The sequence below is a fragment of the Streptomyces sp. NBC_01460 genome (assembly GCF_036227405.1).
In the GTDB taxonomy this organism is placed as follows: domain Bacteria; phylum Actinomycetota; class Actinomycetes; order Streptomycetales; family Streptomycetaceae; genus Streptomyces.
The window spans coordinates 2,060,963-2,086,784 of the sequence record NZ_CP109473.1 but is presented as its reverse complement, the minus strand read 5'-3'; the positions used below and the strand labels follow the sequence as shown (position 1 = coordinate 2,086,784).

The window sequence follows — 25,822 nt, the reverse complement described above, 5'->3', positions numbered from 1 at the left end:
AGAATGACATGGCTACTGGAACCGTGAAGTGGTTCAACTCGGAAAAGGGCTTCGGCTTCATCGAGCAGGACGGCGGCGGCGCCGACGTCTTCGCCCACTACTCCAACATCGCCACCCAGGGCTTCCGTGAGCTCCAGGAGGGCCAGAAGGTCTCCTTCGACGTCACGCAGGGCCAGAAGGGCCCGCAGGCGGAGAACATCGTCCCGGCCTAATTGCCGGACGCGTACCTCGCAGCCGGGGCCCGCACCGTGAAGGTGCGGGCCCCGGTTTGTGCTGTTTCCGGCTCGTCCCGTCCTCGGTCCGGCTCCGCCACCGGGACATCTGCTCTGTGCTTGCATCCTGGGGCGCACACCAGCAGACCTCAGCAGTCGGCAGTAACCCCAGGAATCCCCCAGGAGGGCAATTCCGTATGACCCGCTCCGAACGCCAGGACCGTCCGACCCGCAACCGCCCGATAAAGGGCCGCGGCACGGACCGGGCACAGGCGACCAACCGAGGATCCGGCAAGGCACCGGCCCGACGCAGGCCCGCACCCGCCCAGGGCGGCGAATTCGCCCTGCCGGAGACCCTCACCCCCGCACTGCCCGCCGTCGACGCGTTCGCCGAGCTGGACATGCCCGCCGCGCTGCTGAAGACCCTCGCCGCACAGGGTGTGACCGACCCCTTCCCCATCCAGGGCGCCACCCTGCCGAACTCGCTGGCCGGCCGGGACATCCTCGGCCGCGGCCGCACCGGCTCGGGCAAGACCCTCGCCTTCGGCCTGGCGCTGCTCGCCCGCACCGCGGGACGCCGCTCCGAGCCGACCGCCCCGCTCGCGCTCGTCCTCGTACCGACCCGCGAGCTCGCCCAGCAGGTCACCGACGCGCTCACCCCGTACGCCACCTCCGTGAACCTGCGGGTCGCCACCGTCGTCGGCGGCATGTCGATCAGCAGGCAGTCCGGCGCGCTGCGCCGTGGCGCCGAGGTGCTCGTCGCGACGCCCGGCCGCCTCAAGGACCTCATCGAGCGCGGTGACTGCCGGCTCGACGAGGTCGCGATCACCGTCCTCGACGAGGCCGACCAGATGGCCGACATGGGCTTCATGCCGCAGGTCGTCGCGCTGCTCAAGCAGGTCGAGCCCGACGGACAGCGGATGCTGTTCTCCGCGACCCTCGACAAGAACATCGACCGCCTGGTCAAGATGTTCCTCACCGACCCGGTCGTGCACTCCGTCGACCCGTCCGCCGGCGCCGTCACGACGATGGAGCACCACGTGCTCCACGTCCTGGACGAGACGGACAAGAAGGCCGTCGCCACGAAGATCGCCGCCCGCGAGGGCCGGGTGATCATGTTCGTCGACACCAAGCGCGCCGCCGACCGCTTCGCCAAGCGGCTCCTCGCCAGCGGCGTACGGGCCGCCGCCCTGCACGGCGGGCGGTCCCAGCCGCAGCGCAACCGCACGCTCGACCAGTTCAAGAACGGCCAGGTCACCGCCCTCGTCGCGACGAACGTGGCAGCCCGCGGCATCCACATCGACGACCTCGACCTCGTCGTCAACGTGGACCCGCCGACCGACCACAAGGACTACCTCCACCGAGGCGGGCGCACGGCGCGCGCCGGGGAGTCGGGCAGCGTCGTCACGCTCGTGCTGCCCGAGGAGAAGCGCGACATGACCCGGCTGATGCAGGACGCGGGCATCGCGCCCCGCACCACCCGGATCAAGTCCGGCGACGAGGAGCTCAGCCGGATCACGGGCGCCCGTGAACCCTCCGGCGTCGCCATCGTCATCGAGGTGCCGGAGCCGGTGCAGCCCAAGCCGCGCACGCGCGGCGGCGGCCAGGGCTCCGGCGCGGCGGCCGGCGGGTCCTTCCGCTCGGGCAGCCGCGGCCGCGGCCGGCGCGGCGGGACGGGCGCGGGCCAGGGCGCCGCTCAGGGCGGCGCCGGCGGCGCTTCCCGCGGTGGCGGCACGGGCGGCGGCGCACGGGGCGGCGCCGGCGGCGGCGCGGCTCGTGGTGGTGCCGGCGGTGGCGCTTCCCGCGGTGGTGCCGGCGGCGCGGGCGGATCCGCCCGCGGGGCCGGGGCCGGCCGGGCCGCGGGCACGGGACGCGGCAGCGCCCCCGGCCGCGGACGCCGGGCAGCGTGACCACCGGGCGCGGTGACCGGCTCCGGCCGGTCACCGCGCCCGTTCTCATTCCGCGGGCGCGTCCTCGTACCCACCGAGCGCCCGCGCCGCCGCTTCGGCGGCGACCGGGGCCCCGGCCCGGGCCAGCTCCCGCAGCAGCGGGACCGCCCGCGCGGCGAACGGCCTGGCGCCGGCACGGAATCCGAGCCGCGCCAGCACGTCCGCACCGAACGCCTGCCGCAGCGGATCCCCGCTCGCCGTCCAGGCCACCGCCGCCTGGAACGTCTCCTCGTCGCCCCGCAGCCGGAGCGTCTCCGCCGCCACCAGCCAGTTGTCCAGGCCGGGGTCCCCGCCCCGCAGGGCCCGGACGGCCAGCTCCTCGAACGGGGCCCGCACACCCAGCTCGTTCTCCAGCAGCGTCGCGATCGCCCCGTGCCCCGTCTGCAGGTCCTGCGACGCGAACGGCTCCCCGCCCCGCAGCAGCTCGACGGTGACGGTCACCCCGCCGTCCACCCGCGCGCGGCGTACCGCACTCGCGTGGCCCTCGTCCCCGTACGCCCTCCGCAACGCGGCGCGCAACTCCTGCTCGACGTCCAGCGTCAGCATCCGCCTCGCCTCCTCCAGCGCGGGGGAGTGGCCGCGGGCGCCCCGGAGCAGCAGCGCCCGTACGGTGTGCGCCGATCCCCTCCGTGCCGCCACCACCAGCGGGACCTCGCCCTGAGGGCCGGGAAGGTCCGGGTCGGCACCTTGGGCCAGCAGGGTCTCCGCGACCCGCGCATGACCGAGGCCCGCCGCCCAGCGCAGCGCGGTGAAGCCGAACTCCTCGCTCAGATCCGGGTCGGCCCCGGCCGACAGGAGCGCTTCGGCGACCTCGGTGTGGCCGCCGCACGCCGCCCCGCACAGCGGCAGGTCGCCGGCCTCCGGCCCGCTCGCCCTGTCCGGATCCGCGCCCGCCGCGAGCAGCAGCCGGACCGCACCGGGCAGATCCTGCACCGACGCCAGATACAGCGCCGTCGTCCCCTCCTCGTCGCTCGACTCGGCGGAGGCGCCCGCACGCAGCGCTCTCACCACGGCGTTCTCATCCTCGTACAACGCCTCGAAAAGGGCCCTCGCACCCCCAAACTGACCGTTTGTCATACACCGACCCTACGGCCACCCCGGTGCGGGCTCCTCAGGTGTCGCACTCCAGGACCGTGCGGCACAGTCCGCACCGGGCCCGGGTCCGCCCCCGGACCGGGACCCGCACGCGCTGGTGGCAGGTGGGGCACGCGAACGAGACGCGGAGCCCGTCCGCTCCGCTCTCGAAGGCGTACGGGACGGACGGGTCGGCGGCGGACCCCGGGTGGTCCCCGGCATGGCGGCGGTCCCTGGCATAGCGGCGCCTGCCCGCCCGCCCCGCGGCCGTGAGCGGCGGCCGTTGCAGGTCGCGCAGCGCCTCGGCGCGGCCCTTGGTGTAAGCCGTGTACGCCTGGGGGCTGGTGAACCACACGGACGGATCCTCACCGAACACGAACGCCCGCTTGGCGAGTACGTACCCGAACTCCTCGGGTGTGAGGTAGCCGAGCTTCTGGCTGGAGAGGGCGTCCTGGCGGAAGGCGTCCAGCAGCAGCCAGCCCGCGCCGAGATAGGCGGTCACCGTGTCCGTGAGGATCTCGTTGTCACGGGTGCCGGGGAGTTCGAGCCCCAGCCGGTGCAGCAGCACATGGGTGATCTCGTGGGCCAGCGCGGCCCCGATGTCCCTGCGGTGCGTGCGGAAGCGGTCGTTGAGCTCGATGAAGTACTCCGGGCCGGCGGTCAGTTCGACGCTCGCGGCGTGTTCCATCCGCCGGAAGCCCACGACGACACGGGCCTGCGGCAGCCGCAGGTGGTGCACGAGGGCGCCCGCCACCCGCTGGGCACCGAGGTGCAGGTCGTCCACGTCGGAGAAGGCGGCGTCCACCGGGGCGAGGCTCGTCGCGTACGCCCGCACACCGTCGGGGGAGACCCGCCGGTAGAGCGCGGTGATCGCGGACCGCACGGCGTCGAGATGCGGGAAGCCGTGGACGACCGGACCGCCTCCGCCGCTTCCGACGTCGCTCACATCGCTCACGTCGCTCACGTCAGGACCCCCATCCATGGCGCTCAACGGACCTTCACTCTAAGCCGGTCCGAGGGAAACCGGCCGGGATATGGCGGCCGATCTTGGCCGGAATCCCTGTCTTGTGACAGCGGTGATCGCTTCCCGATAATCGGAGCGTTCTTGTCGAGGGCATGCCGAAAATTGACCATCCCGTGCCCCTGACCAGGACACGCACGCCCGCACGCCTGCACCCGCACCCCCCATCACCCCCCACCGAAAGCAGGCACAGCCCGTGAAGCAGCTGCTGCGCACCCTCAAGAGATGCTCCGTCATCGCCGCGGTCGCCCTCGCCACCCTCAGCCTCCAGCCGTCCGGCGCCTCCGCGGCCCCCGCACCCGTCGTCGGCGGAACCCGCGCCGCCCAGGGCGAATTCCCCTTCATGGTCCGGCTCTCCATGGGCTGCGGCGGCGCCCTCTACAGCCCGACCGTCGTCCTCACCGCCGCCCACTGCGTCAGCGGATCCGGCAACAACACCTCCATCACCGCCACCGCCGGCACCGTCGACCTCCAGTCGTCCTCCGCCGTCAAGGTCCGCTCCACCAAGGTCCTCCAGGCACCCGGCTACAACGGCGTCGGCAAGGACTGGGCACTGATCAAGCTCGCCCAGCCCATCAACCAGCCCACCCTCAAGATCGCCACCACCACCGCCTACGACACCGGCACCTTCACCATCGCCGGCTGGGGCGCCGCCACCGAGGGCGGCGGCCAGCAGCGCTACCTCCTCAAGGCCACCGTCCCCTACGTCTCCGACGCCACCTGCCAGCAGGCCTACGGCAGCGACCTCGTGCCCAGCCAGGAGATCTGCGCCGGATACGTCAGCACCGGCGGCGTCGACACCTGCCAGGGCGACTCCGGCGGCCCCATGTTCCGCAAGGACAACGCCGGAGCATGGATCCAGGTCGGCATCGTCAGCTGGGGCGAGGGCTGCGCACGGCCCGGCTACCCCGGCGTCTACACCCAGGTCTCGACGTTCGCCTCCGCGATCGCCTCGGCCGCCTCGACCCTCTGACCCACCTCCTGACCGCCCGGGGGCACCCGTCGTCCTGACGGGTGCCCCCGGAGCCGTGGGAGCGCTGCCAGGTGGGAGAAGAGCCAGGTGGGAAGAGCTCCCTGCACCCCTCCGTCGGGCGGCTCACGACCGGTGCGTCTAAGCTCGTCGACCATGACCACGAGCGACATCGACGAGTACGTCACCGCCGAACTGAACCGGCTGCGCGAGAGCATCGACAACATCGATGCCGCAGTCGTCCACATGCTCGCGGAGCGTTTCAAGGCCACCCAGCAGGTGGGCCACCTCAAGGCCGAGCACCACCTGCCGCCCGCCGACCCGGCCCGCGAGGCCCGCCAGATCGCCCGGCTCCGCCAGCTCGCCGAGAGCGCCAGGCTGGACCCCGCCTTCGCCGAGAAGCTGCTGAACTTCATCGTGGCCGAGGTCATCCGCCACCACGAACGCATCGCGGAGGAATCCGCGACCCCCGACGCCTGACACTCGACGCCTGCCCCCTGACGCCTGACCCCCGACGCGTGCCCTCCGGCGCCTGACCCCCACCGCCCGCGCCGGGAGCCGCCCGGGCCTGGGCCGCGCAGCCCCTGTCGGCTCCGGACCCGGGCCCCCGCGGCCGCGCAGCCGCTTCGGGCCGCGCACCCCGGGCGTCCCCTCGGGACCCACGCACCACGGCCCACCCGGACCCCCGGCCGGACACCCCCGCCGCCCCGCGTCAGCCCTGCGAGAACCCCACTGCACAGCCCCGGACCCGTACGGCAGCATGGGCGCCATGTCCGTACTGACGCGCAACGAAGCGCAGACCCGCGCCCAGCTCCTCGACGTGCACCGCTACACCGTCGACCTCGACCTCACCACCGGTGACGAGACCTTCGGTTCCCGCACCGCCATCCGGTTCACCGCCCGCACGGCCGGAGACACCTTCGTCGAGATCAAGCCGGAAACCCTGCGCTCACTCAGCCTCGACGGACACCCCCTCGACCCCGAACGCCTCGACGGCAACCGCTACCCCCTGGACCGCCTCACCGCCGGCCCCCACGAACTCACCGTCGACGCCACCATGCACTACTCCCGCACGGGCGAGGGCATGCACCGCTTCACCGACCCCGCCGACAGCCGGACCTACGTCTACACCCAGCTCTTCATGGACGACGTCCAACGCGTCTTCGCCGCCTTCGACCAGCCCGACCTCAAGTCCGTGTTCGACGTCACCGTCACCGCCCCCACCGGCTGGACCGTCCTCGGCAACGGCACCACCACCCAGGCCGGCGAAGGCCGCTGGACCATCGCCCCCACCCCACCCATCTCCACCTACCTCGTCGCCGTCGCCGCAGGCCCCTGGCACTCGGTCACCACCACCCACGCCGGCCTCCCCTTCGGCATCCACTGCCGCCGCTCCCTCGCCCCCCACCTCGACGCCGACGCCGACGAGATCCTCGACATCACCCGCGCCTGCTACGACCGCTACCACGAGAAGTTCGACGAGCCCTACCCCTTCGACTCCTACGACCAGGCCTTCGTCCCCGAATTCAACGCCGGCGCCATGGAGAACCCCGGACTCGTCACCTTCCGCGACGAATTCATCTACCGCTCCGCCGTCACCGACACCGAACGCCAGACCCGCGCCATGGTCATCGCCCACGAGATGGCCCACATGTGGTTCGGCGACCTCGTCACCCTCACCTGGTGGGACGACATCTGGCTCAACGAGTCCTTCGCCGAGTACATGGGCTACCAGACCCTCACCGAAGCCACACGCTTCACCGACACCTGGACCGACTTCGGCGTCGCCCGCAAGGGCTGGGGCTACGACGCCGACCAGCGCCCCACCACCCACCCCGTCGCCCCCGACCCCGACGCCGTCCCCGACACCGCCTCCGCCCTCCTCAACTTCGACGGCATCTCCTACGCCAAGGGCGCCTCCGCACTCCGCCAGCTCGTCGCCTGGCTCGGCGAGAAGGACTTCCTCGCCGGCATCAACACCCACTTCGCCCGCCATAAATTCGCCAACGCCACCCTCGCCGACTTCATCGACAACCTCGCCACCGCCACCGACCGCGACGTCCACACCTGGGCCGCCGCCTGGCTCCGCACCACCGGCATCGACACCCTCACCGCCCACGTCGAGAACACCGGCCACAGCTGGAACCTCACCGTCGACCACGCCGGCAACCGCCCCCACCGCATCGCCGTCGGCACCTACGACCACAGCCTCGACACCCAGACCGGCACCGAACAACTCGTCCTGCGCGACCGCTTCGAACTCGACATCCCCCAGAACGGCACCCCCGCCACCCAGCCCGGAAGCCGCCCCGACCTCGTCGTCCTCAACGACAACGACCTCACCTACGCCAAGATCCGCCTCGACCCCGACTCCTGGAACACCGCCCTCACCCACCTCTCCGGCATCCCCGACGCCCTCACCCGCGCCCTCCTCTGGAACACCGCCCGCGACCTGGTCCGCGACGGCCTGCTCCACCCCACCGCCCACCTCACCGCCGCCCGCACCCACCTCCCCTACGAAACCGACCTCGCCCTCGTCCAAGGCGTCCTCGGCTTCGCCGCCACCCACATCGCCGACCGCTACCTCCCACCCCAGGACCGCCCCACCGCCCTCGCCACCCTCACCTCCCTCTGCCGCGACCTCCTGCGCCGCACCGAAGGACTCACCGCCAAGGACTGGGAACAAGGCCCCGCCACCACCACACCCGGCAGCCCCGACCCCGGCCTCCGCCTCACCGCCGTACGCCACTTCATCGACGCCGCCACCCAGCCCGACACCATCCAGGACTGGCTCGGCGAAGGCACCGTCCCCGGCGGACCCGAACTCGACCCCGAACTCCGCTGGCGCATCCTCACCCGCCTCGCCGTCCTCGGCGCCACCGACGAGACCGCCATCGCCCGCGAACTCGACCACGACCCCAGCGCCACCGGACAGGAAGGCGCCGCCCGCTGCCGCGCCGCCCTCCCCACCCCCGAAGCCAAAGCAGCCGCCTGGCACGCCATGTTCACCGGCGACACCCTGTCCAACTACCTCTTCACCGCCACCGCCCAAGGCTTCTGGCAACCCGAGCAGGCCGAACTCCTCCACCCCTACACCGCCCGCTACTACCCCGACGCCATCGCACTCGCCGCACGCCGCGGCCCCGCCATCGCCGAAGCCGCCGGACGGTACGCCTTCCCCGTCCACGCCGTCGACCAGGACAGCATCCGCCTCGGAGAAAAAGCCCTCGACAACCCGGCGCTCACCCCCGCCCTGCGCCGCAAGCTCACCGACCAGATCGACGACCTCCGCCGCGCCCTCGCCGTACGCGACACCCTCTGACCGAGGGGCGAACCCCGCGCCCTCGCCGTACGCGACACCCTCTGACCGAGGGGCGAACCCCGCGCCCTCGCCGTACGCGACACCCTCCGACCGAGGCGCGCACCACCCGCCGGGACCCTCACCCCGCAGCCCCACCACCCGTCACCACCGTGCCCGGCCCCCTCACCGAAGGAGGCCGGGCACAGCCATGCGAACAACGAACGCCTATACCAGGCCCACAACCCCCCACACCCCCGCACCGCACCGCAGTACCCCTTTCGGGTTCAGATCGTTGGGCTCTTCGGCCGCCCCCTCCGCAATCCGGACAAGCTGGCACGACCGCCCCCGCGCACCCGAAGGACCACACCACCCATGCCCACCCCGCCCCTCGCCGGAGGCACCGCAGGCCCCACCCACCTGCGCCCCCTCCTCGACACCGTCCTCGCCGCCCTCCACGACGGCGCCACCCGCCGAGGCGGCCCCCTCCCCGCCGGCGGACCCGACACCACCACCCGCCACCTCCACCACACCACCGGCCCCCTCCTCCCCGACCACGGCACCGGCGCCCACCACGCCCTCCGCACCCTCGTCACCGCACTCGCCGAAGGCGCCGCCGACCCCGCACACCCCCACTGCGCCGCCCACCTCCACACCCCACCCCTCGCCCTCGCCGCAGCAGCCGACCTCGCCGCCTCAGCCCTCAACCCCTCCATGGACTCCTGGGACCAGGCCCCCGCCGCCTCCGCCCTCGAAGCCGCCCTCACCACCGCACTCGCCGCCGAGATCTACCCCCACACCCAGAACCCCGACGCCCTCGTCACCACCGGCGGCACCGAAGCCAACCAACTCGCCCTCCTCCTCGCCCGCGAACGCCACGGCCCCGTCCAGACCATCTGCGCCGCCAACGCCCACCACAGCATCACCCGCGCCGCCTGGCTCCTCGGCCTCCCCCGACCCGTCGTCATCCCCGCCCCCACCGGCGTCATGGACACCCACGCCCTCCGCGACGCCCTCACCCGCCACCACGGCCCCCTCCTCGTCACCGCCACCGCAGGCACCACCGACACCGGCCAGATCGACCCCCTCACCGACATCGCCGACCTCACCACCACCCACAACGCCGAACTCCACATCGACGCCGCATACGGCGGCCCCCTCCTCTTCAGCCCCACCCACCGCCACGCCCTACGCAGCCTCCACCGCGCCCACAGCGTCACCCTCGACCTGCACAAACTCGGCTGGCAACCCGCATCCGCAGGCATCCTCGCCGTCCCCCACCACCACGACCTCGACGCCCTCCACCACCACGCCCCCTACCTCAACGCCGACGACGACACCGACGCCGGCCTCCCCGACCTCCTCGGCCGCTCCCTGCGCACCACCCGCCGCCCCGACGCCCTCAAGATCGCCGTCACCCTCCAAGCACTCGGCCGCGACGGACTCGCCGACCTCATCGACCGCACCATCGCCACCGCCCACCACCTCGCCGACCTCATCGACCAGAACCCCGACCTCCAGCTCTACGACCGCCCCACCATCAGCACCGTCCTCTTCCGCCCCACCCACACCGACGACACCACCGTCGCCACCATCCGCCGCACCCTCCTCACCCAAGGACACGCCGTCCTCGGCCGCGCCCGCACCCACGACGGCCTCTGGCTCAAAGCCACCCTCCTCAACCCCCACACCACCCCCGACGACCTCCGCCGCCTCCTCACCCTCGTCACCCACGCCCACGCAGACGCCACCACGGAAGGCAGCACCCTCCGATGACCGACCGGACCACCCCCGAAGGCGACCGGACCCACGACCTCATCGGCATCGGCCTGGGCCCCTTCAACCTCTCCCTCGCCGCCCTCGCCCACGGCATCCCCACCACCCACGGCCAACCCCTCACCACCGCCTTCTACGAACAACGCCCCGCCTTCCACTGGCACCCCGGCCTCCTCATCGACGGCGCCACCCTCCAAGTCCCCTTCCTCGCCGACCTCACCACCCTCGCCGACCCCACCAGCCCCTGGACCTTCCTCAACTACCTCCGCACCCGCGACCGCCTCTACCCCTTCTACTTCGCCGAGCAATTCCACATCCACCGCGCCGAATACGACGCCTACTGCCGCTGGGTCAGCGAACAACTCCCCACCATCCACTTCAACCACCAGGTCGACGCCATCCGCTGGAACACCGACCGCTCCCTCTTCGAGGTCGACCACACCCAACTCGGCCCCGACGGCGAAGCCCGGACACTCCGCCGCACCCACACCCGCCACATCGCCCTCGGCGTCGGCACCGCACCCTTCATCCCCGAACCCCTCCGCCCCCTCGCCGAAGCCCCCGCCGTCCCCGTCATCCACTCCGCCGACTACCTCCACCACCGCGAAGAGATCCTCCAGGCCGAACACATCACCGTCATCGGCTCAGGCCAGTCCGGCGCCGAGATCTTCCTCGACCTCCTCCGCGCCCGCCCCCGCGGCATCGAAAAGATCCACTGGCTCGCCCGCACCCAGGCCTTCGCACCCATGGAGTACTCAAAACTCGGCCTCGAACACTTCACCCCCGACTACACCCACTACTTCCACGCACTCCCCGAACACGTCCGCGACACCCTCGTCCCCCAGCAATGGCAACTCCACAAAGGCATCGACACCGACACCATCGCCGCCATCCACGACGAGCTCTACCGCCGCACCCTCCACGGCGGCTGGCCCGACGCCACCCTCACCCCCGGCGTCAGCGTCCGCACCGCAGGCCGCCTCTCCGGCAGCGGCAACCGCATCGAACTCCACCTCGAACACACCCAGCAAGCCACCCGCAGCCGCCTCACCACCGACGCAGTCGTCCTCGCCACCGGCTACCGCGAACGCCCCCTCGACACCCTCCTCACCGGCATCGCCCCCCACATCCGCCGCGACACCCAAGGACGCCCCCGCATCCACAACGACTTCCGCCTCGACCTCGACCCCACCCTCACCGGCAACATCTACGTACAGAACGCCGAACGCCACACCCACGGAGTCGGCGCCCCCGACCTCGGCCTCGCCGCCTGGCGCAGCGCCACCATCCTCAACAACCTCACCGGCACCACCCCCTACCCCCTCCCCCAACGCACCGCCTTCACCACCTTCGGCCTCACCCCCCACACCACCCCCGCCGTCCCCGGACAAGGCAGCCCACTCACCCCCCTCGTACAGGGCAACTGACACGACAGAGGCGGCCGCCCCCACCCGAAGGAAAGGAACGGCCGCCGAAGGCACCCCGCGCGCCAGGACGTCAGTCCGTGATCTGAAGACTCCCGTCGTCGACCACCTCCGCGTGACAGCCGAACCTCCCGCCCAGACCGAGACACCCCTCAAACCGCGACCACGTGATCGAAACGGCATACACCCTCATGACGCGAAGGAAGAGCCGGTACCCGAGATCCGGATCGACATCGGAGACCAACCGCTCCAGCGACGGCACCACCTCCGGGACGCTCCGGTAAGGAACGCGGGCCACCGCCACGCGCACCGCAGGGGCCGCCTCCTCGATCCGCGCCAGCACCTCACCCTCCAGCGCCCCGTACACGGAGAGACCCGGCAGCGCAGGCACGAAGGACGGGTCATCCCGCCGCACACGCTCCACACAGACGTCCACGATCTCCCGCAGCAACCTCCGCCCGTCGACGCCAGGCCCGTACCCCCGGCTCACCGCAGCGCACAGCAGGATCTCCACCGTCCGGTCGGACAGCGGCGCATGCAGCGCCCGAAGAGCATCATCGAGAAGGAGCGGCGCGAGACCGCCACCGCCCCGGTCCGCGACATCGACGATCATCTCGTGCCGGCTCGCACCCCACGGAACACCGAACCATTTCGTCAGACCGCTGAGCCCTGGATCCACCCAGATCCCATGACGCCGCAGACCCACGACCGCCCCTCCCACCAGGCCCTTCCCCTCGGCGCTCGGCGCTCGGCACCACAGCACCTGCACCGCACCGCGCAAGCCGTCGGCCTACCCGGCCACCGCCGCGAAAGCATCGACACCCGTCAGCTCGGCCGACAACGCCCACAGACGCGCAGCCTCCCCGACGTCCGTCGCATGCGCGTGCACCCCACCCTCCACACCTTCGACCGCCGGCTCAGCCACGTCGCAGTCCTCGCAGTACACCCCGCCCATCCCCACCAGCTGAGGAGACACCGCCGCCCACACCTCCGTCGCCGCGCCCTGCCCGGGCGTCTTGAACGTCGGATCGGTCAGGTTGCCCGCCTCATCGATCCACCCGGCGCCCACCATGTCCGCCTTCGCGAGATGCCGCTGCAGCGGCGTGAGAATACTGCCCGGATGCACCGCGAACGCCCTGACCCCCGCACCACGGCCGAGCACATCGAGCCGCACCGCGAACAGCACGTTCGCCGCCTTCGCCTGCCCGTACGCCTGCCACCTGTCGTAGCCACCCTCGAACTGCACATCGTCCCACCGCACACCCGTGATCCCGTGGGCACCGGAAGACACCGCGACCACACGGCCACCACCACGCGCGATCGCAGGCCACAACCGGTTGACCAACGCGAAGTGACCGAGGTGATTCGTCGCGAACTGCGCCTCCCACCCCGGACCGACCCTCGTCTCCGGACACGCCATGATCCCCGCGTTGTTGATCATGATGTCGACCGCCCGGCCCGAGGCCAGGAACCGCTCTGCGAAACCCCGGACACTCTCCAGGTCGGACAGGTCCAGGTCGTCGGTCTCCACACCGTCGATACCCCCGAGAGCCTCCTCGGCGACCGACCGCCGCCGCGCCGGCACCACCACCCGCGCCCCGGCACCCACCAGCGCACGCGTCGCCTCCAGACCGAGCCCCGAATACCCACCCGTCACGATCGCCGTCCTCCCGGACAGATCGATCCCGCTCAAGACATCGTCCACCGAGCTCCGGGCACCGAAACCCGAACCGATCCTGCGCTGAGGTGTCGTCATGACCGAGACGCTAGGCGCTGGACCGCACTCCAGGACAAGCACGGCTTCCAGCCAGGTCCCCGACCACACGGCTGAAACCCACCACCACAGACCACCGAAGTCACCAGCCGCGGCAGCCCGCACACGGCCAGACCCCGGAATCACCATCACCCTGGCAGGACTCACCCAGCCGGGGCCCAGCACGATCCCGGCAACCGCCTGCCCCCGCCAGGCACCACGAAGACGGCGGCCGCCCTCCCCAAGGAGAACGGCCGCCCCACACCGACCAGCAGACCGCGAACCGGTCAGAACACCGGCACACCATCCCGCGTCAGACGCCAGTCCACCGACGCGAACTCCGCCGGATCCACCGAACCCTTCGCCTGCACCCACCCGATGATCGTGTTCCGGATCTCATCCGAATTCGCCCACAACTGCTTCGCACCCGGCACATGCGGGAAATTACCCCCACCACTCGCCCGGTAATTGTTCACCGCGAACACGAACTGCGCCGCCGGATCCACCGGCGCCCCCTCGAACGACAACCCCACGATCCGCGAACCCACCGGCTTCGCGATATCGATGTCGTACGACACCCCCGACACCACGTCATAGTTGTAATCCGGAATGTTCTCCGCATTCGTCAACTTCGACGTATCCACCGGCGACCCCGCAGCCGTCTGCACGTAATACTTCGCCGAATACTCCAGATAATCCTTCAACTGCGCACCCGTCAGAAGCCTCGCCTCCAACGTGTTCTCGAACGGATACAACCCCGCCGCATCCTTGATCGTCACCTCACCCGCAGGAATCGCCGCCGTACGCGAGAAACACGCCGCCTGCGACAGCACAGGCAACGCCCCGTACTCCCCACCCGCGAGCGCCCCCTTCACCGTCTCCGCCTGCACCAGATTGATCAGATCGATGACCGGCTCGTCCTTCCACGGCGCATCCACCGTCGACATCGCCGCCACCGACGTACCGATCACCTGATTCACATACGCCACGACCTTCGCATGCTCATCCCCGAGCATCGACGTGATCCGCGGGTCCTCCGGCACGGCGTTCGAGTTCAGCACCGAAGCACCGACCTTCTCGACCACCCAACGACCCTTCTCCCACACCAGATCAAAATCGAACAGCGTCAACCGCTGCCCCCACTTCAACGGCTCCGAGAGAACGACCCGCTTCCCCGTCTCCTTGTTCGTCACGAAGTACTCAGGAATCTCCGAGTGCGCGTGACCCACCAGAATCGCGTCGATCCCCGGCACCTGCTCCGCCACCAGACCCGCCGCGTTCTCCACGTACGGCAACTGATCCCCGTACGACGACGTACCCGACGAACCCGAATGCGCCGACACGATCACCACATCCGCACCCATCGAACGAAGCTTCGGCACCCACTTCGCCGCCTGCTCCTCCAGACCCGGGAACACCATCTTCCCGCCCACATTCGCCTTGTCCCAGATCGCGATCCCCGGATTCGTCAACCCCAGCACCGCCACCCGCACATCACGACCGTGCGGCGTACGCACCCGCTTGATCACATACGGCGCGAACGCCGGCCGCAACGTCTTCGCATCCAGCGCATTCGCCCCCAGCAGCGGAAAATCACACTGCTCCTCGAACTTCCGCAACACCGGAATCCCGTAGTTGAACTCGTGATTCCCCAACGCCGCGGCGTCATAGCCGATCTTGTTCATCGCCTGCGCCATCGGATGCACCGGCCCACGCTTCGCCGTGATCGGATCGATCTTCGCGTAGTAGTACGACAGCTGCGTGCCCTGGATCGTGTCACCCGCATCGATCAGCAACGTGTTACTCCGGCCCCGGTCCTCCCGGATCTCGTTCACCAGCGTCGAGATCTTCGCCAGACCGACGTCGTTGTGCGCCTTGTCGTCGAACTCCTTGTCCGTGAAGTAGTCCCAGTTGAAGACGTTCCCGTGCAGATCCGTCGTCCCCATCACCGTGAACGAGTACCGCTTCGGCGGACGCCCATGACCGTGACCCTGCGACCCCGAGGCCACCGCCGGCCCCGCCCCGACCCCTCCCGCCAGCGCCACACCCGCACCGGCGACAGCCGAACGGCCCAGAAACGTCCTACGGTTCAACGGCATCCTTGACTCCTCGTTCGAGCGAACAACGCGCGTAGATTCTGACCCGCCCGACCCCACCCGCAACACCCCACGCAGGTTTCGATCTGGTGACCAGCACCCCCGCACCCCGCACCCGACCGACCCGGCGCACGCTCATCGGAGCGCGCCGCCGCACAATTCAACAGTTGTCAATAACCCTTCACCCAAAGGCTGTTGGTCAGTCACGCAGAGACAATTACCTACCCGCAGGTAAGGTCTAGGCTCGAACCATGCGCCGAGCAAAAATCGTTTGTACCCTGGGCCCCGCAACCGACACATACGAGCAGATCAAGGCACTCGTCGAAGCGGGAATGGACATCGCCCGCCTCAACCTCAGCCACGGCACCTACGCCGAACACGAAGAGCGCTACCACCGCGTACGCAAAGCATCCGAAGAAACCGGCCGCAGCGTAGGAATCCTCGCCGACCTTCAAGGCCCGAAGATCCGCCTCGGCCGCTTCGCCGAAGGCCCCGTACTCCTTGAACGCGGCGACGACTTCACCATCACCGTCGAACCCATGGAAGGCGACCGCACCACCTGCGGCACCACCTACGACGGACTCGCCGCCGACGTCACCGCCGGCGAACGCATCCTCATCGACGACGGCCGCGTCACCCTCGAAGTCACCGACGTCGACGGACCCCGCGTCCACACCACCGTCATCGAAGGCGGCATGGTCTCCGACCACAAAGGACTCAACCTCCCCGGAGTCGCCGTCTCCGTCCCCGCCCTCTCCGAAAAGGACATCGACGACCTCCGCTGGGCCCTCCGCACCGGCGCCGACGTCATCGCCCTCTCCTTCGTCCGCAGCGGACGCGACATCGACGACGTCCACCGCATCATGGACGAGGAGGACCGCCGCCTCCCCGTCATCGCCAAGGTCGAGAAGCCCCAGGCCGTCGACAACATCGACGACATCGTCGCCGCCTTCGACGGCATCATGGTCGCCCGCGGCGACCTCGGCGTCGAAATGCCCCTCGAACAGGTCCCCATCGTCCAGAAGCGCGCCATCAAGCTCGCCAAGCGCAACGCCAAGCCGGTCATCGTCGCCACCCAGATGCTCGACTCGATGATCGACAACTCCCGACCCACCCGCGCCGAGGCCTCCGACGTCGCCAACGCCGTCATCGACGGCACGGACGCCGTGATGCTCTCCGGCGAGACCAGCGTCGGCAAATACCCCGTCGAGACCGTCCGCACCATGGCCCGCATCGTCGAAGCCGCCGAGGAGGACATCCTCGCCAAGGGCCTCCCGCCCCTCACCGACCGCAACAAGCCCCGCACCCAGGGCGGCGCGGTCGCCCGCGCGGCAGCTGAGATGGGCGACTTCCTCGGCGCCAAGTTCCTGGTGGCCTTCACCCAGAGCGGCGACACCGTCAAGCGCCTCTCCCGCTACCGCTCCCCGATCCCGCTCCTCGCCTTCACCCCGGACCCGGCCACCCGCGCGCAGCTGAACCTCACGTGGGGCGTCGAGACGTTCCTGGGACCGCACGTGGAGTCGACGGACGCGATGGTGGCGCAGGTCGACGAGGAACTGCTGCGGATCGGCCGCTGCCAGAAGGGCGACATCGTCGTCATCACGGCCGGTTCCCCGCCCGGGGTCGCGGGCTCGACGAACCTGGTACGGGTACACCACATCGGCGAGGACGACAGCCCGAAGTAACGGTCGTCAGTACTTCGGCCCGACGTGAGCGTCCATGAGGGCGACGGACGCCCGTCGGGCTACGGAGATGTTGTACTCCTTGCCCGCGCGGGTGCAGTGCGTCCACTCGATACCGAGCTTGTCCAAGGTGTCGGTGTAGAGCCGGCGGATGTCGTCGGAGACGTTGGTGAACCAGTACCGGGGGTACTCGTAGCGCTTACGGATTCCGCCGACCATGCGGGTGGTCCAGTTGGTGATACGGCAACCGTCGGAGTGGATGAGTCCACGAACGAAGGCCCAGGGGTTCGCATCGACGAGCTCCTGTTGCCAGGCCTCCAGCGCGATCTCACGCTCGTGCTTCCTGCCTGGACCGTGCTGCGGGAACAGGCACAGAAGGTGCTTGGAGTAGACCTTGATGTTGTGGCAGCCGGGCTTGCGTACCCGGCACGTGGCGTTGTCGGGGAATACCCCGCGGAGTGCCGCCTCTGCCTCGTCCTGGATGCCCGGCCAGCAGTCGTCAAGAGTGATCATCAGGTTCGGCGTCCGGTGCTGGGCGTGCTGGCTGATGTGGCCGTCTCCCAGGTATAGGCCCAAGAGGTAGATGTAGGCGGACTCGGCGAGCCCGACGCCGTCGCACCGGTGGCAAGAAGGTGTCCGGGCACCCGGGCAAGTGCCCCGCTTGGAGCGCTCCATATGGAGCCAGTACGAGACCGTGCCGCGCGGCACATTTAGTCGGCGAGCGACTTCAGCGCCCGGCGTGCCGGTATTGAGAAGGTCGAGCGCCTTCTGGCGCACTTCCATTCCATGGAAGATCATGCCGCCACTCTGTGTGACATCACGACGCGATGGGCAGCAGAATGCGGATGTTCACGAGAACGTGAGCATCCGCATTCATGATGTGCCGGGTATGGGATTCGAACCCACATGCCCTTTCGGGCAGAGGTGTTTGAGACCTCCGCGTCCGCCAATTGCGCCAACCCGGCTCGCTAGCCGGACAGAAGTGTACCTGGTGACCGTAGGGCATGGCAGGTAGGTAGGCTGCTCCGCAGCAGTACATGCCCCATACCAAGGAGCCCCGTGACCACGCCCGAGTCGCCCCAGCCCGTAGACGCCGTCGACGACGACAAGTCGCACGTCCCGCCGCTGACGACCCGCGTCGTCATCGCCGAGGACGAGGCGCTGATCCGCCTCGACCTCAAAGAGATGCTGGAGGAAGAGGGCTACTCGGTCGTCGGCGAGGCCGGGGACGGGCAGCAGGCCGTCGAGCTGGCCCGGGAGCACCGTCCCGACCTCGTGATCCTCGATGTGAAGATGCCGGTCCTCGACGGGATCTCCGCCGCCGAGAAGATCACCGAGGAGTCGATCGCCCCGGTTCTGATGCTGACGGCGTTCTCGCAGCGGGATCTGGTCGAGCGGGCCCGGGACGCCGGGGCGATGGCGTATCTGGTGAAGCCGTTCAGCAAGAGCGATGTGGTTCCGGCCATCGAGATGGCCGTGTCCCGGTTCGCGGAGCTGAAGGCGCTGGAGAGCGAGATCGCGGACCTGTCGCAGCGGCTGGAGACCCGGAAGCTGGTGGACCGGGCGAAGAGCATTCTGCAGACGGACTACGGGCTGTCGGAGCCGGCCGCGTTCCGCTGGATCCAGAAGACGTCGATGGACCGGCGGATGTCGATGCAGCAGCTGGCCGAGGCGCTGATCGAGGACGCCGACGAGAAGAAGAAGGCCGCCGAGTAGGCAGCCGCGCAGCCGTACAGGAGAAGGGCCCGCTCCCGGGACGTTCCGGGAGCGGGCCCTTCTCGTGGGGCGTGGGGTGGTGCTCAGTCCTCGCCGAGGTAGGCCTTGCGGACCGACTCGTCGTGGAGCAGGTCGGCGCCGGTGCCGGAGAGGACGACCTTGCCGACCTCCATGACGTGGCCCTGGTCCGCGAGGGAGAGGGCGGCCTGGGCGTTCTGCTCGACGAGCAGGATCGTCGTGCCCGATGCCTTGAGCTCGACGATGGTCTCCATGATCTTCTGCATCATGATCGGGGAGAGGCCCATGGAGGGTTCGTCGAGCATGAGGAGCTTGGGCTGGGACATGAGCGCGCGTCCCATGGCGAGCATCTGCTGCTCGCCGCCCGAGAGGGTTCCGGCGGCCTGCTTGCGTCGTTCCCCGAGGATGGGGAAGAGGTCGTAGGCGCGCTGGATGTCCTTCTCGATGCCCGCTTTGTCGGTGCGGAGGAACGCTCCGAGCTGGAGGTTCTCCGTGATGCTGAGGCGGGGGAAGATGTGGCGGCCCTCGGGGGAGTGGGCGAGGCCCAGTGCCACGATCTTGTGGGCGGGGATCCCGCTGAGGGGTTTCCCGTCGAAGAGGATCCGGCCGCCGGAGGGCTTGAGGAGGCCGGAGAGGGTGCGCAGGGTGGTGGTCTTGCCGGCGCCGTTGGTGCCGATGAGGGTGACGACCTGCCCGGCTTCGACGGTGAAGGAGATTCCCTTGACGGCTTCGATCTTGCCGTAGGCGACCCTGAGGTCCTCGACCTCGAGCAGTGCGGTCACTGGCCTTCCCCTTCTGTGCTGGTGGTGCGTTCCGCCTTGTCCGTTCCGGGGGCTTCGGCTTCCGGTGCGGTGCCGGTCGCGGGGGCCGGCTGCGGCTCGGGTGCGTCGGCCTTCGCGGGTGCGTCGGTCTGCTTCGGGGAGTCCCCTTCGAAGGGGGTGCCGAGGTAGGCGGCGATGACGCGTTCGTCGCTCTGGACGACGGAGGGGGTGCCCTCGACGAGTTTCTCGCCCTGCACGAGGCAGGCGACGCGGTCGCAGAGGTTGAAGATGAAGCGCATGTCGTGCTCGATGACGAGTACGGCGATGCCCATGTCGCGGATGGCGAAGATGAGTTCTTCGGTGACGCGGGTTTCCTGCGGGTTCATGCCGGCGGTGGGCTCGTCCAGGAGGAGGAGGCCGGGGTCGCTGGCGAGGGCGCGGGCGATCTCCAGTTTGCGCTGGTCTCCGTAGGGGAGGTTGCGCGCGAGGTGGTCGGCCTTGTCCTGGAGGCCGATGAACTCGAGGAGTTCCATGGCGCGTGCGTGGGAGGCGGCTTCGGCCTTCTTGAATCCGGGTCCGCGCAGGAGGGCGGACCAGAGGCCTTCCTTGGTCCTGGTGTGGCGTCCGACGAGGACGTTCTCCAGGACGGTCATGTTGGCGAAGAGCCGGATGTTCTGGAAGGTGCGGGCGATGCCTGCCTGGGTGACGAGGTGGGGCTTGGGGGGCAGGACGGTGCCCTTGTACCGGACTTTGCCCTCGGTGGGGACGTAGAGGCCGGTGAGGCAGTTGAAGAAGGTGGTCTTGCCGGCGCCGTTGGGGCCGATGAGGCCGACGATCTCGCCTGCGTTGACGGTGAGGTCGACGTCGCGTACGGCGGTGAGGCCGCCGAAGCGCATGGTGACGCCGCTTGCGTCGAGGACGGGCGTGGTGGTTTCGGTGGTGGTCGTCATGGTGTTCACGCCCCCGCCTTCACGGTGCCGACGCCGGATTCGGGCAGGGTGCCCTCGGGTGTGTCGAGTTGGCCGGTCTCGTGGAATTCGAGCTGGGCGCGCCGGTTGGCGATGAGGCCTTCGGGGCGGAAGCGCATCAGCAGGATGAGTGCGAGGCCGAAGCCGAGGAGCTGGTAGTCCTGGAGGAACTGCAGCTTCGCGGGGATCATGTACAGGAGGGTGGCGCCGATGAGGGGTCCGCTGATGGTTCCCATGCCGCCGAGGATGACTGCGGCGAGGAGGAAGGCGGAGTTGGGCGGCACGGGTCCGGCGAAGACGTACATCTCCGGGACGACGGTGCTCTGTACGTGGGCCTGGACGGTGCCGGCGAGGCCGGCGAGGGTGGCGCCGAGGGCGAAGGCGATGAGTTTGACGCGGAAGCCGTTGATGCCCATGGCGGTGGCGGCGGTCTCGTCCTCGCGGATGGCGACCCAGGCGCGGCCGATGCGGGAGCTGCCTGCGCGGCTGAAGACGAGGACCACGAGGATCATCGCGAGGAGCATGAGTAGGTAGTAGTTGGCGTATCCGCCGAGTTCGAAGCCGAGGACGGTGTGGGATTCGCCGAAGTCGTATCCGAAGAAGACGAGGTCGGGGATGTTGGGTACGCCGTTGGGGCCGTTGGTGACCTGGGGTCCGGAGACGCCGTCGAGGTTGCCGACGGTGATGCGGAAGATCTCGCCGAAGCCGAGGGTGACGATGGCGAGGTAGTCGCCGCGGAGGCGGAGGGTGGGGGCGCCGATGACGACGCCGAAGATGAGGGAGACGGCTGCGCCGGTGAGGACCGCTGCCCAGAAGGGGAAGTGGACGTCGAAGGCGGAGGCGGTGGTGCCGGAGACGAGGGCTGCGGTGTAGGCGCCGACGCCGAGGAAGGCGACGTATCCGAGGTCGAGGAGTCCGGCGAGGCCGACGACGATGTTCAGTCCGAGTGCGACGGTCGCGAAGATGAGGATGTTGACCGCGATGAGGGTGAACTGGTCGGTGCTCTGGGTGAAGGGGAATGCTGCGGCGGCGACGAAGGCGGCGGCGACGGCGATGGAGCGGTACTTGGTGGTGAGTGCCGAGAGCCGGGCCATGAGGCCGGATTTGAAGAGGGCGCCGACGGCGAAGCCGGCGGTGATCATGTAGCCGGTGAAGAGTTCGGCGTATTCGGTGTCGATGCCGTAGGTGACGACGAAGAGGCCGGTGCCGAAGGCGGCGACGATGATGAGGATCTCGGCCCAGGAGGGGAGTTCCTTGGGGCGTGCTGCTTTGTGGGTGTCGTCGGGGAGGAGGAACGCGGCGAGCGGGATGGCGGAGGCCACTGCTGCGACGAAGCCGCCGGGTTCGAGGTTGACGACGCCGCCGAGTTCGACGGTGATGGCGATGACGGTGAACCAGGTGGTGCCGAAGGCGCCGAGGGCGAGGAGCTGGAGGGCTCTGGTGGTGCCGGTGGGTGCGATCCAGCGGGTGCCGCGGATGCCGAGGGCGGCGACTGCGTACAGGAGTACGAGGATGCCCGCGGTGAGGGTGAGGACCTGGAGGCCGCCGGGGTAGCCGTAGACGGTGAGGTCGCCGGGGAACTTGTCGGTGTAGGTCCAGGACATGAAGGTGCTGGCGATGGTGGCGATGCCGCCGAGGGCGGTGAGGCCGCGCAGTGCCGTGGTCCGGGATTCGGTGGTGGCCGGGGTGGCGGCGGCGGTTGTGGTGGTGTCGGTTGTCATGGCTCTCACGCCCGATCCGCGACGCGCTCACCGAGCAGGCCTTGTGGCCTGACGAGGAGGACGACGATGAGAAGTACGAATGCCCAGACGTTGGCCCAGGCGCCGCCGCCGAGCTGCTGCATGCCGGGGATTTCTTCGATGTAGGCGATGGAGAGGGCTTCGGCGAGGCCGAGGACGACTCCGCCGACCATGGCTCCGTAGATGTTGCCGATGCCGCCGAGTACGGCGGCGGTGAAGGCTTTGAGTCCGAGGAGGAAGCCCATCTCGAAGTTGATCTGGCCCTTGTCGAGTCCGTAGGCGACGGCTGCGATGGCGGCGAACGCGGCTCCGATGGCGAAGGCCATCACGATGATGCGGTCGGTGTTGATGCCCATGAGCTTGGCCGTGTCGGGGTCCTGTGCGGTGGCCTGCATGGCGCGGCCGCTGCGGCTCTTGGCGACGAACATGCCGAGGGCGAGCATGCACAGGGGGGCGAGGACGAGGATGAAGGCGTCGGCGCGCTGGAGGTAGAGGTTGTCGAAGATCTTGAACGACTCGCCCTTGAACTCGGGGAAGCTGCGCGGCTTCTTGGCGTCGGGGTAGAAGCCCCAGACAAGCTGCTGGAGGACGATCGAGAGGCCGATCGCGGTGATGAGGGGTGCCAGCCGTGGTGCGCCTCGTAGGGGGCGGTAGGCGAAGCGTTCTGCGGCTGTCGCCACGGCGACGGAGGCGATGGCACCTCCGATGATCATGAGGGGTATGACCACCATGAGCGAGGTTCCGCTGGGGAGCGCGAGGTAGGTGGTGAGGGCGCCGAAGCCCCCGATCATGAAGATCTCGCCGTGGGCGAAATTGATGAGCTGGACGATGCCGTACACCATGGTGTACCCGATGGCTATGAGGCCATAGAGCGCGCCGAGTGCGAGACCGTTGGCCAGCTGTTGCGGCAGTTCGTTCACCGCAGTGCCTCCGATGAGCTTGTCGGATATGACACCGCGCGAGGGCGCTGTTTGCGCCCTCGCGCGGTCAGGAGCATGTGCTGTGGGTGTGCTGGGTGATCAGTCCTCGAACGTGGCGCTCTTGACGTCCTTCCAGGCGCCCTTCTGGACCTCGTAGACGGTGAGCTGCTTGTTGGTGGTGTCACCGAACTCGTCGAAGGAGACCTTGCCGGTCACGCCGTCGAAGGAGACCTTGGCCATGGCCTCGGTGACCTTGGCGCGGGCGTCCTCGGGGAGCTTGCCGTCGTTCTCGGCGACGACGGCCTTGACGGCCTGGATGATGGCCCAGCCGGCGTCGTAGGAGTAGCCGCCGTATGCGGCGAAGGGGTCCTTGTAGCCGCCGGCCTTGTAGTCCGCGATGAACTGCTTGGCGGTCGGGAGGGCCTCGACGGGGTAGCCGACGGAGGTGGCGTAGTCGCCGTCGTTGGCCTCACCGGAGGCGCTGATGAAGGCGGGGTCGTAGATGCCGTCGCCGCCCATGGTGGGGATCTTGGCGCCGGTCTTCTTGATCTGGTCGGAGAGCAGGCCGCCCTCGGGGTACTGGCCGCCGTAGTAGACGGAGTCGGCGCCGGAGCTCTTGACCTTGTCGGCGGTGCTGGAGAAGTCGGTCTCCTTCACCGTGACGTGGTCGGTGCCGACGACCTTGCCGCCGAGGCGCTTGAATTCCGCGGAGAAGATCGCGGCGAGGCCGGCGCCGTAGGTCTGCTTGTCGTCGACGACGTAGACCTTCTTCTTCTTGGCGTCGTTGAACAGGTACTGGGCGGCGAACTTGCCCTGGACGACGTCGGTGGCGCAGGTGCGGAAGTACGTCTTGAAGACGCGCTTGGAGTCGCCCTTGCCCCAGTTGTCGCCCTGGCTGAGGGCGGGGTTGGTGTTGGCGGGGGAGACCTGGGCGAGGCCGGCCTTCTCGAAGACGCCCTGCATGGACTGGGCGACGCCGGAGTTGAGGGGGCCGACGGCTCCGAGGACTTCCTTCATGCCGACGAGCTTGGTGGCGTTGGCCTGTCCGGAGGCGGGGACGGCCTGGTCGTCGAGGCCTTCGATCTTGAACTCGATGCCGGGGACCTCGTTGTTCTTGTTCGCGGTCTTGGCCGCGAGGTCCACGGAGTTCTTGATGCCCTGGCCGAGTGCGGAGAGGGAGCCGGTGAGCGGGGCGTCGACACCGATGACGACGGTGGTCTTGCCGCCGCTGGCGCTCTTGTCCTTGCTGTCGTCGTCGCGCGATCCGCAGGCGGTGAGGGTGAGTGCACCGGTGGTGAGCACGGTGGTGAGGATGATCAAAGAACGGTGTCGCACGAAAGGTCCTTTCCCTGGCGCGGCCTCCTCTGCGTGAGGTGCCGTGACTACGCCGGGCTGTACTGGTGGATACAGGGCCGTGCAGCAGACACGCCCGGCGGCGCGGTGACTGGCCGTGACTCTATGGGCAGGTGAGGGGGTGCGGGATGGGTCCGGTGATGATGTGACTGTCTTGTTATGCCGTGGGGAAGACTTGTTGGCCGCAGTGTGGAGATGTAGGGCATTTGCCCGGGCGGTGAGATGACCGCATGGTGAGAACCCGCAGCTCTGCTAAGGGGCTTGGGGTGATCTTGGTGCTGTCGCGCGAATCGGGGCGCAACGGGCGCGGGGGTGGTCGGCCGGGTGGGTGGGGCCGGGGCGCGCGGCGTTTTGCGTGTATTGCACACGTGTTACGCAGTGTTACATCCGTGCGAAGGGTTTGATGCGGCGCGGGGGTGGTGTCGCAGTTGAAGTGGCTCATGGAACGGGAGCGGGGGTCAAGGGTGTTGACCGTGCGTGTCCGTCAACTTCGGTGAAAAGTTTCGGATATGGGTCTGCCCGGTCCGGAATGCGGTGTGCTTTCCGGCCGGGCAGTGGGGTGTTGGGCGGGGTGGTCAGCCTCCGGCGGGGCCGGCGGCGTCGCGGAGCAGGCAGGTGAGGCGGGCGGTGCAGACCCGCTTGTCGTGCTCGTCCGTGATGACGATCTCGTACGTGGCGGTGGAGCGGCCGCGGTGGACGGGGGTGGCGGTGCCGGTGACGAGGCCGCTGCGGGCGCCGCGGTGGTGGGTGCAGTTCAGGTCGACGCCGACGGCGATCTTGGTGGCGCCGCCGTGGAGCATGGAGCCGATGGAGCCCAGGGTCTCGGCGAGGACGGCGGAGGCGCCGCCGTGGAGCAGTCCGTAGGGCTGGGTGTTGCCCTCGACGGGCATGGTGCCCACGACGCGGTCGGCGGAGGCCTCGACGATCGTGACGCCCATGCGTTCGCCGAGGTGTCCGGCGGAGAAGAGTGCCGGGAGGTCGACGCCGAGTGCCGCGTACTCGTCGATGATCTCCTGCGGGAACGTGGGTGCGGTGTGCTCGCCCATGGGGTCCGGCTCCGATCGTGTGCGGTCGTTCGTTGCTGTGTGCACT

The 25,822-nt window shown here is 69.4% G+C and carries 21 protein-coding genes and 1 tRNA gene; 9 read left to right on the top strand and 13 right to left on the bottom strand.

The window, feature by feature from the left end; genetic code table 11:
- The first annotated feature begins 8 nt into the window (after window positions 1–8).
- Complete coding sequence (locus OG488_RS09305; RefSeq protein WP_015607926.1) at window positions 9–212, top strand: cold-shock protein; 204 nt, start codon at window positions 9–11, stop codon at window positions 210–212.
- 197 nt (window positions 213–409) lie between these two features.
- Window positions 410–2,122, top strand: a complete 1,713-nt coding sequence (locus OG488_RS09300) for a DEAD/DEAH box helicase (RefSeq protein WP_329227665.1) — start codon at window positions 410–412, stop codon at window positions 2,120–2,122.
- 45 nt (window positions 2,123–2,167) lie between these two features.
- On the opposite strand, the gene OG488_RS09295 is transcribed toward OG488_RS09300, so the two are convergent.
- Window positions 2,168–3,172, bottom strand: a complete 1,005-nt coding sequence (locus OG488_RS09295) for an ankyrin repeat domain-containing protein (RefSeq protein WP_329227663.1) — start codon at window positions 3,170–3,172, stop codon at window positions 2,168–2,170.
- Window positions 3,173–3,272: 100 nt separating this feature from the next.
- Window positions 3,273–4,181, bottom strand: a complete 909-nt coding sequence (locus OG488_RS09290) for a hypothetical protein (RefSeq protein ID WP_329238540.1) — start codon at window positions 4,179–4,181, stop codon at window positions 3,273–3,275.
- Window positions 4,182–4,452: 271 nt separating this feature from the next.
- Here OG488_RS09290 and OG488_RS09285 point away from each other — a divergent pair, with 271 nt between their 5' ends.
- From OG488_RS09285 to OG488_RS09265, 5 genes are all read left to right on the top strand, one after another.
- Complete coding sequence (locus tag OG488_RS09285) at window positions 4,453–5,229, top strand: S1 family peptidase (protein WP_329227661.1); 777 nt, start codon at window positions 4,453–4,455, stop codon at window positions 5,227–5,229.
- Between the two features lie 153 nt (window positions 5,230–5,382).
- Entirely contained in the window at window positions 5,383–5,706 is a 324-nt protein-coding gene (locus OG488_RS09280; protein WP_329227659.1) for a chorismate mutase, read from the top strand.
- Between the two features lie 289 nt (window positions 5,707–5,995).
- Window positions 5,996–8,548 (top strand): aminopeptidase N, encoded by a 2,553-nt coding sequence (pepN, locus tag OG488_RS09275; RefSeq protein ID WP_329227657.1) that lies wholly within the window; start codon window positions 5,996–5,998, stop codon window positions 8,546–8,548.
- Window positions 8,549–8,899: 351 nt separating this feature from the next.
- Window positions 8,900–10,300: a pyridoxal phosphate-dependent decarboxylase family protein gene (locus tag OG488_RS09270; RefSeq protein WP_329227655.1), complete on the top strand. Its 1,401-nt coding sequence runs from the start codon at window positions 8,900–8,902 to the stop codon at window positions 10,298–10,300.
- Window positions 10,297–11,727: a lysine N(6)-hydroxylase/L-ornithine N(5)-oxygenase family protein gene (locus OG488_RS09265; RefSeq protein WP_329227654.1), complete on the top strand. Its 1,431-nt coding sequence runs from the start codon at window positions 10,297–10,299 to the stop codon at window positions 11,725–11,727. The genes OG488_RS09270 and OG488_RS09265 overlap by 4 nt, the downstream gene beginning before the upstream one ends.
- Before the next feature lie 70 nt (window positions 11,728–11,797).
- On the opposite strand, the gene OG488_RS09260 is transcribed toward OG488_RS09265, so the two are convergent.
- The 3 genes from OG488_RS09260 to OG488_RS09250 all read right to left on the bottom strand — a co-directional run bounded on the left by OG488_RS09260 (window position 11,798) and on the right by OG488_RS09250 (window position 15,576).
- The gene (locus OG488_RS09260; RefSeq protein WP_329227653.1) at window positions 11,798–12,337 is read right to left on the bottom strand and encodes a hypothetical protein; all 540 of its coding nucleotides are present in this window, start codon (window positions 12,335–12,337) and stop codon (window positions 11,798–11,800) included.
- 177 nt (window positions 12,338–12,514) lie between these two features.
- Window positions 12,515–13,480: an SDR family NAD(P)-dependent oxidoreductase gene (locus OG488_RS09255; protein WP_329238538.1), complete on the bottom strand. Its 966-nt coding sequence runs from the start codon at window positions 13,478–13,480 to the stop codon at window positions 12,515–12,517.
- A 284-nt stretch (window positions 13,481–13,764) separates the two neighbouring features.
- A complete protein-coding gene (locus OG488_RS09250) occupies window positions 13,765–15,576 on the bottom strand; it encodes a bifunctional metallophosphatase/5'-nucleotidase (RefSeq protein ID WP_329227651.1) in 1,812 nt (603 codons plus the stop codon).
- Window positions 15,577–15,824: 248 nt separating this feature from the next.
- Here OG488_RS09250 and pyk point away from each other — a divergent pair, with 248 nt between their 5' ends.
- Window positions 15,825–17,258, top strand: coding sequence for a pyruvate kinase (gene pyk / locus OG488_RS09245; protein WP_329227649.1), 1,434 nt, complete (start codon window positions 15,825–15,827; stop codon window positions 17,256–17,258).
- A gap of 6 nt (window positions 17,259–17,264) precedes the next feature.
- On the opposite strand, the gene OG488_RS09240 is transcribed toward pyk, so the two are convergent.
- Window positions 17,265–18,053, bottom strand: coding sequence for a helix-turn-helix domain-containing protein (locus OG488_RS09240; protein WP_329227647.1), 789 nt, complete (start codon window positions 18,051–18,053; stop codon window positions 17,265–17,267).
- Between the two features lie 83 nt (window positions 18,054–18,136).
- A tRNA-Leu gene (locus OG488_RS09235) sits at window positions 18,137–18,220 on the bottom strand.
- A 94-nt stretch (window positions 18,221–18,314) separates the two neighbouring features.
- Between OG488_RS09235 and OG488_RS09230 the strand changes: the two genes are divergently transcribed.
- Window positions 18,315–18,971, top strand: coding sequence for an ANTAR domain-containing response regulator (locus OG488_RS09230; protein ID WP_103516878.1), 657 nt, complete (start codon window positions 18,315–18,317; stop codon window positions 18,969–18,971).
- Window positions 18,972–19,054: 83 nt separating this feature from the next.
- Here OG488_RS09230 and OG488_RS09225 read toward each other — a convergent pair whose 3' ends face one another.
- The 6 genes from OG488_RS09225 to OG488_RS09200 form a co-directional block, all read right to left on the bottom strand.
- Window positions 19,055–19,771 carry an ABC transporter ATP-binding protein gene (locus OG488_RS09225; protein ID WP_329227643.1) on the bottom strand — a complete coding sequence of 239 codons (717 nt, stop codon included), beginning with the start codon at window positions 19,769–19,771 and terminating at the stop codon, window positions 19,055–19,057.
- Complete coding sequence (locus tag OG488_RS09220; protein ID WP_329238535.1) at window positions 19,768–20,700, bottom strand: ABC transporter ATP-binding protein; 933 nt, start codon at window positions 20,698–20,700, stop codon at window positions 19,768–19,770. Before OG488_RS09220 ends, OG488_RS09225 begins: the two co-directional genes overlap by 4 nt.
- 5 nt (window positions 20,701–20,705) lie before the next feature.
- On the bottom strand, window positions 20,706–22,439 hold the full coding sequence (locus tag OG488_RS09215) for a branched-chain amino acid ABC transporter permease (protein WP_329238533.1): 1,734 nt from the start codon (window positions 22,437–22,439) through the stop codon (window positions 20,706–20,708).
- A 5-nt stretch (window positions 22,440–22,444) separates the two neighbouring features.
- Window positions 22,445–23,377 carry a branched-chain amino acid ABC transporter permease gene (locus tag OG488_RS09210; RefSeq protein ID WP_014156835.1) on the bottom strand — a complete coding sequence of 311 codons (933 nt, stop codon included), beginning with the start codon at window positions 23,375–23,377 and terminating at the stop codon, window positions 22,445–22,447.
- Between the two features lie 99 nt (window positions 23,378–23,476).
- The gene (locus tag OG488_RS09205; protein WP_329227641.1) at window positions 23,477–24,712 is read right to left on the bottom strand and encodes a branched-chain amino acid ABC transporter substrate-binding protein; all 1,236 of its coding nucleotides are present in this window, start codon (window positions 24,710–24,712) and stop codon (window positions 23,477–23,479) included.
- 593 nt (window positions 24,713–25,305) lie between these two features.
- Entirely contained in the window at window positions 25,306–25,776 is a 471-nt protein-coding gene (locus OG488_RS09200) for a PaaI family thioesterase (protein ID WP_329227639.1), read from the bottom strand.
- Between the last annotated feature and the right edge of the window lie 46 nt (window positions 25,777–25,822).

Coding starts and splice junctions, on each gene's coding strand:
- OG488_RS09305 (WP_015607926.1), top strand. CDS start 9: ATGGCTACTGGAACCGTGAAGTGGTTCAACTCGGAAAAGGGCTTCGGC.
- OG488_RS09300 (WP_329227665.1), top strand. CDS start 410: ATGACCCGCTCCGAACGCCAGGACCGTCCGACCCGCAACCGCCCGATA.
- OG488_RS09280 (WP_329227659.1), top strand. CDS start 5,383: ATGACCACGAGCGACATCGACGAGTACGTCACCGCCGAACTGAACCGG.
- pepN (WP_329227657.1), top strand. CDS start 5,996: ATGTCCGTACTGACGCGCAACGAAGCGCAGACCCGCGCCCAGCTCCTC.
- OG488_RS09270 (WP_329227655.1), top strand. CDS start 8,900: ATGCCCACCCCGCCCCTCGCCGGAGGCACCGCAGGCCCCACCCACCTG.
- OG488_RS09265 (WP_329227654.1), top strand. CDS start 10,297: ATGACCGACCGGACCACCCCCGAAGGCGACCGGACCCACGACCTCATC.
- OG488_RS09260 (WP_329227653.1), bottom strand. CDS start 12,337: ATGATCGTCGATGTCGCGGACCGGGGCGGTGGCGGTCTCGCGCCGCTC.
- OG488_RS09255 (WP_329238538.1), bottom strand. CDS start 13,480: ATGACGACACCTCAGCGCAGGATCGGTTCGGGTTTCGGTGCCCGGAGC.
- OG488_RS09250 (WP_329227651.1), bottom strand. CDS start 15,576: ATGCCGTTGAACCGTAGGACGTTTCTGGGCCGTTCGGCTGTCGCCGGT.
- pyk (WP_329227649.1), top strand. CDS start 15,825: ATGCGCCGAGCAAAAATCGTTTGTACCCTGGGCCCCGCAACCGACACA.
- OG488_RS09240 (WP_329227647.1), bottom strand. CDS start 18,053: ATGATCTTCCATGGAATGGAAGTGCGCCAGAAGGCGCTCGACCTTCTC.
- OG488_RS09220 (WP_329238535.1), bottom strand. CDS start 20,700: ATGACGACCACCACCGAAACCACCACGCCCGTCCTCGACGCAAGCGGC.
- OG488_RS09215 (WP_329238533.1), bottom strand. CDS start 22,439: ATGACAACCGACACCACCACAACCGCCGCCGCCACCCCGGCCACCACC.
- OG488_RS09200 (WP_329227639.1), bottom strand. CDS start 25,776: ATGGGCGAGCACACCGCACCCACGTTCCCGCAGGAGATCATCGACGAG.